The organism is Hydrogenophaga sp. GW456-12-10-14-TSB4, from assembly GCF_059424305.1.
In genome coordinates this window covers 58,767-71,086 of record NZ_JBWKZH010000028.1, presented here as the reverse complement: position 1 = coordinate 71,086, position 12,320 = coordinate 58,767, and the positions used below count along the sequence as shown (strand labels likewise).

The window sequence follows — 12,320 nt, the reverse complement described above, 5'->3', positions numbered from 1 at the left end:
CATCCACCTTGACCACCCCCATCGCCCCTGCCGCCAGCCCCTTGGAGCTGATCCAGCCCGACATGCAGCGGGTAGACCAGGTCATCAGCGACCGCCTCACCACCGAAGTGCCCCTGGTGCGAGAGGTCGCCCAGTACATCATCTCGGCCGGCGGCAAGCGATTGCGCCCTGCCCTGCTGCTGCTGGTCAGCGGCGCCATCAACAGCCAGAACCCCCAGCGCCACACGCTGGCGGCCGTGGTGGAGTTCATTCACACGGCGACCCTGCTGCACGACGACGTGGTGGACGAGTCCACCCTGCGCCGGGGGCGGGAGACCGCCAACGAGCGGTTCGGCAATGCCGCGAGCGTTCTGGTGGGCGATTTCCTCTACTCCCGCGCCTTCCAGATGATGGTGGACATCAACGACATGCGCGTGATGCAGGTGCTGTCCGACGCGACCAACGTGATTGCCGAGGGCGAAGTGCTTCAGCTCATGAACATGCACGACGCCGCCATCGACGAGGCCGCCTACCTGCGCGTGATTCGCTCCAAGACCGCCAAGCTGTTTGAAGCCAGCGCCCGCCTGGCCCCCATCCTGGCCGGTGCAGACGCTCATACCGAGGCGCTTTGCGCCCAGTATGGGCAAGCCCTGGGCACCGCCTTCCAGGTCATCGACGACGTGCTCGACTACGAAGGCAGCGCCGAAGAACTGGGGAAGAACCTGGGCGACGACCTGCGCGAAGGCAAGGTCACGCTGCCCATCATCTGCGCCCTGCGTTCGGGCTCCGAAGCCCAGAAGGCGCTGCTGCGGCAGGCCATCGAGCAGGGCGACGTGGCACACCTCGAAGCGATCAGGGACATCATTCTGCAAACAGGCGCCCTGGATGCGGCCCGCACGAGTGCGCACGCAGAGGCGCAGCGCGCAATCGAAGCGGCCAAACAGCTCCCGGTCAATCCCTACAGCGCGGCTTTGCTACAATTGGCGGCTGGCTTGCTCGAGCGTCGTTCTTGAGCAGCCGACGAGGACCCACGGTCCTCGGACGATCGACCACTTTCGGTCATCGGGGTGTAGCTTAGCCTGGTAGAGCGCTACGTTCGGGACGTAGAGGCCGGAGGTTCGAATCCTCTCACCCCGACCAGTTTCCCCATCAAGACATTGCCGTTCAGACCGCGTCAGCGACCGGTCGGTCGGAATTCGCGTCCTCGATACAACGACCAGCGAGGGAAACGGCCATTCCGGCACAAGTTGCCTCAATAATGGCAGGCAAGTCCTTGATTTACGATAGATTACAAGTCTATGGCGTCCGTTGAAACCGTCCCCCACGAGACCCCGTCCATGGCCTTGCCAGGCCTGGGGCGCGCACTCGTGTCCGCAGGGAAGCTTGGCCAGAAGGCGGCGGAGGATCTCTACCGCAAGGCGCAAAGCGGGCGCACCAGCTTCATTGCCGAATTGACCGGCTCGGGCGCGGTGTCCGCTTCCGACCTGGCCCACACCATGTCGGTGGCCTTCGCCGCACCGCTGCTCGATCTGGACGCGATCGACGTGCAGCGCCTGCCCGCCGGCCTGCTCGACGCCAAGATCTGCGCGGACTACCGCATCGTCGTCCTGAGCAAACGCAACAACCGCTTGATGGTGGCCACGGCCGACCCGGCCGACCAGCAGGCGGCGGAGAAGATCAAGTTCGCCACCCAGATGGGCGTGGACTGGGTGATTGCCGAGTACGACAAGCTCAGCAAACTGGTGGAGACCCAGACCACCAGCGTCAACGACACGATGGACAACATCATCGGTGGCGAGTTCGAATTCGACGAGGCCGCCACCGAGACGAACGTCAGCGATGTGACCGACAAGGCGTCGGAGGTCGACGACGCACCCGTGGTCAAGTTCCTGCACAAGATGCTGATCGACGCGTTCAACATGCGCGCCTCTGACCTGCACTTCGAGCCGTACGAGCACAACTACCGGGTCCGCTTCCGGGTGGACGGCGAGCTGCGCGAGATCGCGTCGCCGCCGATCGTGATCAAGGACAAACTGGCGTCCCGCATCAAGGTGATCTCCCGCATGGACATCTCCGAGAAGCGCGTGCCCCAGGATGGGCGCATGAAGCTGAAGATCGGGCCGGACCGGGTGATCGACTTCCGGGTCAGCACCCTGCCCACCCTGTTCGGCGAGAAGATCGTGATCCGTATCCTCGACCCGAGCAGCGCCAAGGTCGGTATCGACGCCCTGGGCTACGAACCCGAAGAAAAGGAAAGGCTGCTGAACGCGATCGGCCGGCCCTACGGCATGGTGCTGGTCACCGGCCCGACGGGCTCGGGCAAGACCGTGTCGCTGTACACCTGCCTGAACATCCTGAACAAACCGGGCATCAACATCTCCACGGCGGAAGACCCGTCGGAAATCAACCTGCCGGGCGTCAACCAGGTCAACGTCAACGAAAAAGCGGGTCTCACGTTTGCGGCGGCCCTCAAGGCCTTCCTGCGCCAGGATCCGGACGTGATCATGGTGGGTGAGATTCGCGATCTGGAAACAGCGGACATCTCGATCAAGGCCGCGCAAACCGGCCACATGGTGTTGTCCACGCTGCACACGAACGACGCGCCGACCACCTTGACCCGGATGATGAACATGGGCATCCCCACGTTCAACATCGCCTCCAGCGTGATCCTCATCACCGCCCAGCGGCTGGCCCGCCGCCTGTGCGCGACCTGCAAGGCGCCGCTGGACGCGCCGCGCAAGGCCCTGGTGGATGCGGGGTTCAAGCCCGAAGATCTCGATGGCACCTGGACACCCTACAAGCCTGTGGGGTGTTCGGCCTGCAACAACGGCTACAAGGGCCGTGTCGGCATCTACCAGGTGATGCCCATTTCGGAAGAGATCCAGCGCATCATCCTGCGCGGCGGCAGTGCGCTCGACATCGCCCAGCAGGCCGGCAAGGAAGGGGTTCGCACGCTGCGCGAATCGGGACTGCTCAAGGTGAAGCTGGGCATGACATCGCTGGAAGAAGTGCTCAGCGTGACCAACGAATGACGCAGCCCTAGACACAAGGTTCAGAGGACACCATGGCAACCGCAGTATCCAAAAACGTCAAGGACGCTGTCTTCGAGTGGGAAGGCAAGGACCGCAACGGCAAGACCGTCCGAGGGGAAACGCGGGCCGTGGGGGAAAACCAGGTGCTGGCCGCGCTGCGGCGCCAGGGCATCGTGCCCGGCAAGATCAAGAAACGCCGCATGAGTTCGGGCAAGCGCATCAAGCCCAAGGACATCGCCATCTTCACACGCCAGCTGGCCACCATGATGAAGGCCGGCGTGCCCCTGCTTCAGGCCTTCGACATCGTGGGCCGAGGCAATGCCAATCCCAGTGTCACCAAGTTGCTCAACGACATCCGGACCGATGTGGAAACCGGCACCTCGCTGAGTTCGGCGTTCCGCAAACACCCGCTGTACTTCGACAGCCTGTACTGCAACCTCGTGGAAGCCGGTGAAGCCGCCGGTATTCTGGAGGATCTCCTGGACCGCCTGGCCACCTACATGGAGAAGACCGAGGCGCTCAAGTCCAAGATCAAGTCGGCGCTGATGTACCCGATCGCCGTGGTCATCGTGGCCTTCGTGGTGGTGACCATCATCATGATCTTCGTGATTCCCTCGTTCAAGGAAGTGTTCTCTTCCTTCGGCGCCGATCTGCCCGCGCCGACCTTGGCCGTGATCGCGATGAGCGAGTTCTTCACCGAGTACTGGTGGCTGATCTTCGGCGTCCTCGGCGGCGGTCTCTACTTCTTCATGCAGGCCTGGCGGCGCAACGAGAAGGTGCAGCGGTTCATGGACCGCCTGCTGCTCAAGCTGCCGATCTTTGGCGTATTGATCGAAAAGTCGGTCATTGCACGCTGGACCCGCACCCTGGCCACCATGTTCGCCGCAGGCGTGCCGCTGGTGGAGGCGCTCGATTCGGTGGGCGGCGCGTCGGGCAATTCCGTCTACACCATCGCCACCGAAAAGATCCAGCAGGAGGTGTCGACCGGCACCAGCCTCACCACCGCCATGACCAATGCCAACGTCTTCCCGTCCATGGTGCTGCAGATGTGCGCCATCGGTGAGGAGTCGGGCTCGATCGACCACATGCTGAGCAAGGCCGCCGACTTCTATGAATCCGAGGTCGACGACATGGTGGCAGGCATCTCCAGCCTGATGGAACCCATCATCATCGTCGTGCTGGGCACCGTCATCGGCGGCATCGTGGTGTCGATGTACCTCCCCATCTTCAAACTGGGCCAGGTGGTTTGATGCTGGCAGACGCGGGTGCGCCGGGCGCGGCGCTGCTGGGCTTGCTCGGCCTGTTGGTGGGCAGCTTCCTCAATGTGGTGATTCACCGCCTGCCCAAGATGATGGAGCTGCGCTGGGCCGCCGAATGCGCGGACCTCCAGAGCACAGAGGAAAGCCCCGCGGCGGCCTCACCGGAACCCGAACCGTTCAATCTGATGGTGCCCCGCTCGCGCTGCCCCCATTGCGGGCATCAGATCCGCTGGTTCGAAAACATCCCCGTGCTCAGCTACCTGGCCCTGCGAGGCAAGTGCAGCCAGTGCGCTGCACCGATCAGCGCCCGCTACCCGGCGGTGGAAGCGGTGACAGCCGCCCTGTTCGCCTGGTGCGGCTGGCACTGGGGCCTGGGCTGGGAGGCCCTGGCCTGGTGCGGGTTCTCGGCGGCGGTGCTGGCACTGGCGTGCATTGACTGGGACACCACCCTGCTGCCCGACGACATCACCCTGCCCTTGCTCTGGGCCGGCCTGTGCGCGGCCGGCTTGCGGCTGACGGACACGGCCCTGCCGGACGCGCTCTGGGGCGCCGTGGCCGGCTATCTGTCGCTGTGGCTGGTGTACTGGGCCTTCAAGCTGATCACCGACAAGGAGGGCATGGGCTACGGAGACTTCAAGCTCTTTGCCGCCTTCGGCGCGTGGTTCGGCTGGCAGGCGCTGATTCCCGTCATCCTGATGGCATCGGTGATCGGCGCCGTGATCGGCATTGCCATCAAGCTCAAGGGCAACCTGCGCGAGGGAGGCTATGTGCCTTTCGGGCCCTTCCTGGCACTCGCGGGCCTGACCTCGATGGTCTTCGGGCCCTCGGCCATTCTGGCCGTCATCGGCCTGTGAATCCCGGACTCGGCCACGCTCCCGTCCGGCTGGGCCTCACCGGTGGCATCGGCAGCGGCAAAAGCACACTGGCGCGGCTGCTGCAAACCCGCGGAGCCGACGTGATCGATGCCGATGCCATCTCGCGGCGCAGTACGGAAGCGGATGGAGTCGCCATGCCCGCCATCGCAAGCGTCTTCGGCCCGGCCTTCCTTGCTCCGGATGGTGCGCTAGACCGGCAGCGCATGCGCGACCATGTGTTCGCCAACCCGGAAGCCCGCCACACGCTGGAACACATCATTCACCCGCTGGTGGGTGCGGAAATCCAGCGCCTGGCCCAGGCATCCACCTCGCCCTGCCTGGTGTTCGATGTGCCTTTGCTGGTCGAGTCCCCGCGCTGGCGACCTCAACTGGACCGCGTGCTGGTGGTCGATTGTTCGCCCGCCACGCAGATCCGCCGCGTGAACGCCCGCAGCGGATGGGACGTGTCCACCACCGAGGCCGTGATGCGCAACCAGAGCCCACGCGCCCTGCGGCTCGCGGCGGCCGATCTTGTGGTCTTCAACGACGCCGACGATCTGTCCCTGCTGGAGCACGCTGCAGAGGCCCTGGCCAAGCGGTTCGGGCTATGATGAACCCCCACCCGCCGCTTCGCCCCGCGACCTCCCCGCTGCCGTGATCCTGTACGACTACCCCTTCAACGAACGCATTCGCACCTACCTGCGGCTCGAGCAGCTGTTTCGTCGCATGGTGGAACTGGTGCCACGCAGCCACCCGCTGGATCACCACTACGCGATCCAGACGATCTTCGAGATCATGGACGTGGCGGCACGGGCCGATATGAAGTCGGACGTGCTCAAGGATCTCGACCGACACAAGCAGCACCTCATCGGGTTTCGCGGCAACCCCATGATTGCCGAGCAGGCGCTCGAAGAAGTCATTGAGAAGCTGGAGAACTGCTTCACGCAACTGAGCGAGATGACGGGCAAGACCGGGCAGGCCCTGACCGAAAACGACTGGCTGATGAGCATCCGCAGCCGCATCGGCATTCCCGGCGGCACGTGCGAGTTTGATCTGCCGGCGTATTACCACTGGCAACACCGCAACGCGGAGGACCGTCGAGCCGACCTGCATCGCTGGTCGGTGCCGCTGGCACCGCTGGCCGAATCCATCGTGCAGTTGCTCAAGATGCTGCGTGAATCGGGCTCGGCCCAGAAAGTGGTTGCACCGGGGGGCCAGTTCCAGCTGACGCTGCCTCAAGGGCGCAGCTTCCAGCTGCTTCGCTTGCGCATCGACCCGTCCACCGGGCTCATTCCCGAGATCAGCGGCAATCGGTTGATGCTGTCGGTGCGCCTGATGCGCCACGGGGAAGACGACCGCCTGCATCCCGCGCAGGAAGACGCAGCCTTCGAGTTGACCCTTTGCGCCTGAGGTCGGACGTGAGCAACCCCTCCGGCAGCACGCCCGGCAGAACCGTCCGCTGTCCCCACTGCGGTGGACCCAGCGTCTACGCGCCGAGCAACGCCTACCGGCCGTTCTGCAGCGAGCGCTGCAAGCAGATGGACCTGGGCGCCTGGGCCAACGAGGAATTCAGTCTGCCAGAGAAGGAAGGGCAGAGCGATCCCGGCTTCGAGCAGAGTTGAGCCCGCCCTCAGGCAGCCCGCTCGGCGGCCAACCATTCCAGCACAGGCACGGTGCCGGCCAGCACCGGGGCGCAGGTCACCGGCAACGTCTGCCAGCCAAACTGCTGGCCTTCGCGCATCTGCAGCTCCCCCGTCCAGTCGTGCACCTTGCAGAAGTGCAGGCGCACCAGCCCATGGGGGTAGTCCACCATCGACACCTTCCAGATGTGGGCCGTGCCGATGGTCAGGCCGATCTCTTCCTGCAACTCGCGCCGCAGCGCCTGCTCCACGGTTTCACCCGCCTCCAGCTTGCCGCCCGGAAACTCCCAATAGCCGGCATACACCTTGCCGGGTGGGCGCGACGTCAGCAGAAAGGCGCCATCGGGCGCGACCAGCACGCCGACGGCCACGTCCACCACGGGCCGGTCGGCAGGCCGTGGAGCGTCCTGGTCGGCGTCGACCACCAGCACCGCCGCGCTCATGCCTGTGCGGTGTGGGTGCCCGCGTAATCGCGCGCGAACTGGTAGGCCACCCGCCCGCTGCGCGAACCGCGCTCCAGCGCCCAGACCAGTGCCTGGGGTCGCGCCGACTCGATGTGGGCGGCCGACACCCCCAGGGCGGAGAGCCATTGCGCCACGATGGTGAGGTACTCGTCCTGGCTGAATGGGTAGAAGCTCACCCACAGGCCAAAACGCTCCGATAACGAAATCTTCTCTTCCACCACCTCACCCGGGTGCACCTCACCATCCGCTGTGTGCGTGTAGGTGAGGTTTTCCTTCATGTACTCGGGCAGCAGGTGGCGCCGGTTGCTGGTGGCGTAGATCAGCACGTTCGGGCTGGCGGCAGAGACCGATCCATCCAGGATCGATTTGAGCGCCTTGTAGCCCGGCTCACCGTCCTCGAAGCTGAGGTCGTCGCAGAAGACGATGAAGCGCTCAGGCCGATCGGCGACCACCTCCACGATGTCAGGCAGGTCCACGAGGTCGGACTTGTCCACCTCGATCAAGCGCAGGCCCTGCGGTGCGTACTCGTTGAGGCAGGCCCGCACCAGCGAGGATTTGCCGGTGCCGCGCGCGCCGGTCAACAGCACGTTGTTAGCGGGCAAGCCTTGCACGAACTGCAGGGTGTTGCGCTGGATCTTTTCCTTCTGCCCGTCGATTTCCTGCAGATCGCTCAGGCGCATCGCGCCCACGTGGCGCACCGGCTCCAGCACGCCGTGCCCGCTGCTGCGCTTGCGGTACCGCCAGGCCACGGCGGCGGCCCAATCCGGGGCGGTCATGGGTTGAGGCAGCACGGCCTCGATGCGCGTGATGAGCTGCTCGGCGCGCTGCAGCAGCCGTTCAAAGTGCTCGTTCATGACCGGTAGTCGGCATTGATGGTCACGTACTCGTGACTGAAATCGCAGGTCCACACCGTCTCGCTCGCCGTGCCGCGGCCCAGGCCGATGCGCACCAGGATCTCGGCCTGTTTCATCACCCGCTGACCGTCCTCTTCCTTGTAGGCGGGATGGCGGCCACCGGCGTTGACCACTTGCACGTCACCGAGGTGAAGGTCAATGCCGCTGACGTCCAGGTCGTGGATGCCCGCGTAGCCCACCGCCGCCAGGATGCGGCCCAGGTTCGGATCGCTGGCGAAGAACGCCGTCTTGACCAGGGGAGAGTGCGCCACCGCGTAAGCGGCCAACAGGCACTCCGACGCATCGCGCCCGCCTTCCACCTGGACGGTGATGAACTTGGTGGCTCCTTCGCCGTCGCGCACGATGGCGTGGGCGAGGTGCCGTGCAACGGGCACCAGCGCGGCCAGCAACGCCCGGCCGGCCGGGCTGTCGAGGTCGGTGATGGGGGCGTTGCCCGCCTTCCCGGTGGCCACCACGACAAAGGAATCGTTGGTGCTGGTGTCGCCGTCCACGGTGACGCGGTTGAAGGAGGCGTCGGCCAGGCGGCGCGCCAGCGCATTCATGAGCGCCGGCGCCACGCTGGCATCGGTCGCCAGAAAACCCAGCATCGTGGCCATGTTCGGCCGGATCATGCCCGCGCCCTTGGCAATGCCGGTGGCCGTGACAGTGCGCCCGTCCAGTTCAAACCGCTGGCTGAAGGCCTTGGGCAGGGTGTCGGTGGTCATGATGCCCTCGGCCGCCGAAAGCCATTGCGCTCCGCCCTCGGTCTGTGGCTGGGCCGCATCGGCCAGCGCCGCCGGGAGGCCTGCCAGCAGGCGATCCAGCGGCAGCGGCTCCATGATCACCCCGGTCGAGAAGGGCAGCACCTGTTCATGGTGCAGGCCCAGCGAACGCGCCAGCGCGTTGCAGGTCTGGCGGGCATTGGCCAGGCCGGGCTCACCGGTACCGGCGTTCGCATTGCCGGTGTTGATCACCATGGCGCGGATGGATTGTCCGGACGCGAGGTGATCGCGGCACACCTGGACCGGTGCGGCGGCATAGCGGTTCTGCGTGAACACCGCGCCCACGGCGCAGCCCTCGTCGAGCAGAAACACCGTGAGGTCCTTGCGATTGGCTTTGCGGATACCCGCCTTCGCCACGCCGATGCGCACACCCGCGACGGGCAACAGATCGGTGACCAAAGGGGCGTTGAGTAGAACAGGCATGTGAACTCCGTGGATATACCGTGATGCCCGACGGCCGCGCGACGGCGGACACCCCGCGGTGCCGCCTCGAGCAGAGCCGTCAGTCCAGCTTGCCGTGGCAGTGTTTGTACTTCTTGCCGCTGCCGCAGGGGCAGGGATCGTTGCGCCCGACCCGCGGCACTTCGCCGGCGGGGCGCGTGGCCGCCGCGGCCAGGGTCGCATCGGCGATGGTCTGCGCCTCGCCCGTTTCGGTCGGTGCGGTGTAGGTCACGTTGGCGATCTGCTCGGCGCGCTCTTCCAGCTGCTCGGCCGCTTCGGCCATCTGTTCCGCCGACTGCACGCGCACGTTCATCAGCACGCGCGTGACATCGTTCTTGACGCTGTCGAGCAACTGGCCGAACAGGGTGAAGGCTTCGCGCTTGTACTCCTGCTTGGGCTGCTTCTGGGCGTAGCCGCGCAGGTGGATGCCCTGCCGCAGGTAGTCCAGGGCCGAGAGGTGCTCGCGCCACTGGCCGTCGATGGTCTGCAGGAGCACCACACGCTCGAACTGGGTGAAGTTCTCCTCGCCCACGAGCGCCACCTTGCCCTCGAACACCGTCCTGGCCACCGCCTGCACGCGCTCGACGATTTCCTCGACGTCGATGGCCTCGGCATCCGCGACCCAGCTCGACACGGGGGCCTCGACGGCCCACTCTTCGCGCAACACGCGCTCCAGCGTGGGCAGGTCCCACTGCTCCTCCACGCTGCCTTCGGGAACGTACTGGTGCACCAGATCGGTGAAGCAGCCTTCGCGCAGCGCGTCGATCTGCGCGCGCAGCGACGTGGCGTCCAGAATGTCGTTGCGCTGCTGGTAGATCACCTTGCGCTGGTCGTTGGAAACGTCGTCGTACTCCAGCAACTGCTTGCGGATGTCGAAGTTGCGCGCTTCGACCTTGCGCTGCGCGCTCTCGATGCTGCGCGTGACGATGCCGGCCTCGATCGCCTCGCCCTCGGGCATCTTCAGGCGGTCCATGATCGCGCGCACGCGGTCACCCGCGAAGATGCGCATGAGCGAGTCGTCCAGGCTCAGGTAGAAGCGCGAGGAGCCGGGGTCGCCCTGGCGGCCCGAACGGCCGCGCAGCTGGTTGTCGATGCGGCGCGACTCATGGCGTTCGGTTGCGATGATTCGCAGGCCGCCCAGCGCCTTGACCTTCTCGTGGTCCTGCTGCCATTGCTGGCGGATCGTTTCGATGCGGGCCGCCTTGGTCGCGTCGTCGAGCGACTCGTCGTTCTGCACCGCATCGACCATCTTCTCGAGGTTGCCACCGAGCACGATGTCGGTACCACGACCGGCCATGTTGGTGGCAATGGTGATGGCGCCGGGCCGGCCGGCCTGGATGATGATGTCGGCCTCGCGGGCGTGCTGCTTGGCGTTGAGCACTTCGTGCGGCAGCTTCTCGGCCTGCAGCAGGCTGGCGATGATCTCGGAGTTTTCGATCGACGAGGTGCCCACCAGCACCGGCTGGCCGCGCTCGTGGCACTCGCGGATGTCCTCGATTGCGGCGACGTATTTTTCCTTGGTGGTCTTGTAGACCCGGTCCAGCTGGTCGTTGCGCTTGCTCGGCCGGTTGGGCGGGATCACCACGGTTTCCAGGCCGTAGATCTCCTGGAATTCGTAGGCTTCGGTGTCGGCCGTGCCGGTCATGCCCGAGAGCTTGCTGTAGAGGCGGAAATAGTTCTGGAAGGTGATGGACGCCAGCGTCTGGTTCTCCGGCTGGATGGCCACGCCTTCTTTCGCTTCCACGGCCTGGTGCAGGCCATCGCTCCAGCGGCGGCCCGACATCAGACGGCCGGTGAACTCGTCGACGATGACGATCTCGCCGTTCTGGTTCACGTAGTGCTGATCGCGGTGGTAGAGGTGGTGCGCCTTCAGCGAGGTCACCAGGTGGTGCAGCAGCGCGATGTTGGCGGGGTCGTACAGCGACGCGCCCTCGGGCAGCAGGCCGGCCTGGCTCAGCAGGCGCTCGGCATTCTCATGGCCCTGCTCGGTCATGTGGATGGAATGCGCCTTCTCGTCCACGGTGAAGTCGCCGGGCTTGGTCACGCCCTCGCCCGTGCGCGGATCGGCCTCGCCCTCCTGGCGCGTCAAGTGCGGCACCAGCTGCTTGATCGCCAGGTAGACCTGGGTCTGGTCTTCGGCCTGGCCGCTGATGATCAGGGGCGTGCGGGCCTCGTCGATCAGGATCGAGTCCACCTCGTCCACGATGGCGTAGTTCAGGCCCCGCTGCACGCGATCGGCGGCCTCGTAGACCATGTTGTCGCGCAGGTAGTCGAAACCGTATTCGTTGTTGGTGCCGTACGTGATGTCGGCACGGTAGGCGGCCTGCTTCTCCTCGCGCGGCGCCTGGGGCAGGTTGATGCCCACGCTCAGGCCAAGGAAGTTGTACAGACGGCCCATCCATTGGGCATCGCGGCTGGCCAGGTAATCGTTGACCGTGACCACGTGAACGCCCTTGCCGGTCAGCGCGTTCAGATACACCGGCAGCGTGGCGGTCAGCGTCTTGCCTTCGCCGGTGCGCATCTCGGCCACCTTGCCATGGTGCAGCGCCAGGCCGCCGATCAGCTGCACGTCGAAATGCCGCATCTTCATGACGCGCTTGCTGGCCTCGCGCACCACGGCAAATGCCTCGGGCAGCAAGGCCTCGAGGGCTTCGCCCTGGGCGATGCGTTGCTTGAAGGATTCCGTCTGCGCCTTCAGCTCGTCATCGCTGAGCTGCTCGAACTTCGACTCCAGTCCATTGATGCGCTCCACCGTCTTGCGATAGGTCTTCAGAAGACGGTCATTGCGGCTACCAAAGATTTTGGTGAGGAAGTTTGTGGCCATACGTGCGGGCCGGCGCCGGTCACCTGGTGGTTTCCGGGCAGGCAATTGGAGGTAGGAAGGCTCTCTCGGACCCGGGAGAGCAGACGACGGGAACTACCCGTGATGTGCCGACGAATGCAGGGCTTTCAAGAGCAAAACGCGCATTTTACCCG

Annotated in this window: 11 protein-coding genes and 1 tRNA gene; 8 read left to right on the top strand and 4 right to left on the bottom strand. The window is 65.3% G+C overall.

The annotated features are described in order from the left end of the window. Positions 1 to 8 precede the first annotated feature (8 nt). From AC07ZS_RS15255 to AC07ZS_RS15220, 8 genes are all read left to right on the top strand, one after another. Entirely contained in the window at positions 9 to 992 is a 984-nt protein-coding gene (locus tag AC07ZS_RS15255) for a polyprenyl synthetase family protein (protein WP_494799387.1), read from the top strand. Between the two features lie 50 nt (positions 993 to 1,042). Then, a tRNA-Pro gene (locus tag AC07ZS_RS15250) sits at positions 1,043 to 1,119 on the top strand. A 158-nt stretch (positions 1,120 to 1,277) separates the two neighbouring features. Continuing rightward, positions 1,278 to 3,011, top strand: a complete 1,734-nt coding sequence (pilB, locus tag AC07ZS_RS15245) for a type IV-A pilus assembly ATPase PilB (protein ID WP_494799385.1) — start codon at positions 1,278 to 1,280, stop codon at positions 3,009 to 3,011. Positions 3,012 to 3,043: 32 nt separating this feature from the next. Further along, positions 3,044 to 4,261, top strand: a complete 1,218-nt coding sequence (locus AC07ZS_RS15240; protein WP_494799384.1) for a type II secretion system F family protein — start codon at positions 3,044 to 3,046, stop codon at positions 4,259 to 4,261. Beyond that, positions 4,261 to 5,124, top strand: a complete 864-nt coding sequence (locus tag AC07ZS_RS15235; protein WP_494799383.1) for a prepilin peptidase — start codon at positions 4,261 to 4,263, stop codon at positions 5,122 to 5,124. Before AC07ZS_RS15240 ends, AC07ZS_RS15235 begins: the two co-directional genes overlap by 1 nt. Beyond that, positions 5,121 to 5,735: a dephospho-CoA kinase gene (gene coaE / locus AC07ZS_RS15230; RefSeq protein ID WP_494799382.1), complete on the top strand. Its 615-nt coding sequence runs from the start codon at positions 5,121 to 5,123 to the stop codon at positions 5,733 to 5,735. The genes AC07ZS_RS15235 and coaE overlap by 4 nt, the downstream gene beginning before the upstream one ends. Before the next feature lie 43 nt (positions 5,736 to 5,778). After that, the gene (zapD, locus tag AC07ZS_RS15225; protein ID WP_494799381.1) at positions 5,779 to 6,534 is read left to right on the top strand and encodes a cell division protein ZapD; all 756 of its coding nucleotides are present in this window, start codon (positions 5,779 to 5,781) and stop codon (positions 6,532 to 6,534) included. A gap of 8 nt (positions 6,535 to 6,542) precedes the next feature. After that, the gene (locus tag AC07ZS_RS15220; protein WP_494799380.1) at positions 6,543 to 6,746 is read left to right on the top strand and encodes a DNA gyrase inhibitor YacG; all 204 of its coding nucleotides are present in this window, start codon (positions 6,543 to 6,545) and stop codon (positions 6,744 to 6,746) included. An 8-nt stretch (positions 6,747 to 6,754) separates the two neighbouring features. On the opposite strand, the gene AC07ZS_RS15215 is transcribed toward AC07ZS_RS15220, so the two are convergent. From AC07ZS_RS15215 to secA, 4 genes are all read right to left on the bottom strand, one after another. Next, a complete protein-coding gene (locus AC07ZS_RS15215; protein WP_494799379.1) occupies positions 6,755 to 7,207 on the bottom strand; it encodes a (deoxy)nucleoside triphosphate pyrophosphohydrolase in 453 nt (150 codons plus the stop codon). Continuing rightward, positions 7,204 to 8,082, bottom strand: a complete 879-nt coding sequence (locus AC07ZS_RS15210) for an ATP-binding protein (protein ID WP_494799378.1) — start codon at positions 8,080 to 8,082, stop codon at positions 7,204 to 7,206. Before AC07ZS_RS15210 ends, AC07ZS_RS15215 begins: the two co-directional genes overlap by 4 nt. Next, positions 8,079 to 9,326, bottom strand: a complete 1,248-nt coding sequence (gene argJ / locus AC07ZS_RS15205; protein ID WP_494799377.1) for a bifunctional glutamate N-acetyltransferase/amino-acid acetyltransferase ArgJ — start codon at positions 9,324 to 9,326, stop codon at positions 8,079 to 8,081. The genes AC07ZS_RS15210 and argJ overlap by 4 nt, the downstream gene beginning before the upstream one ends. A 79-nt stretch (positions 9,327 to 9,405) precedes the next feature. Then, positions 9,406 to 12,168, bottom strand: coding sequence for a preprotein translocase subunit SecA (gene secA, locus AC07ZS_RS15200; protein ID WP_494799376.1), 2,763 nt, complete (start codon positions 12,166 to 12,168; stop codon positions 9,406 to 9,408). Positions 12,169 to 12,320: the final 152 nt, after the last annotated feature.

Coding starts and splice junctions, on each gene's coding strand:
- pilB (WP_494799385.1), top strand. CDS start 1,278: ATGGCGTCCGTTGAAACCGTCCCCCACGAGACCCCGTCCATGGCCTTG.
- AC07ZS_RS15240 (WP_494799384.1), top strand. CDS start 3,044: ATGGCAACCGCAGTATCCAAAAACGTCAAGGACGCTGTCTTCGAGTGG.
- AC07ZS_RS15235 (WP_494799383.1), top strand. CDS start 4,261: ATGCTGGCAGACGCGGGTGCGCCGGGCGCGGCGCTGCTGGGCTTGCTC.
- AC07ZS_RS15215 (WP_494799379.1), bottom strand. CDS start 7,207: ATGAGCGCGGCGGTGCTGGTGGTCGACGCCGACCAGGACGCTCCACGG.
- AC07ZS_RS15210 (WP_494799378.1), bottom strand. CDS start 8,082: ATGAACGAGCACTTTGAACGGCTGCTGCAGCGCGCCGAGCAGCTCATC.
- argJ (WP_494799377.1), bottom strand. CDS start 9,326: ATGCCTGTTCTACTCAACGCCCCTTTGGTCACCGATCTGTTGCCCGTC.
- secA (WP_494799376.1), bottom strand. CDS start 12,168: ATGGCCACAAACTTCCTCACCAAAATCTTTGGTAGCCGCAATGACCGT.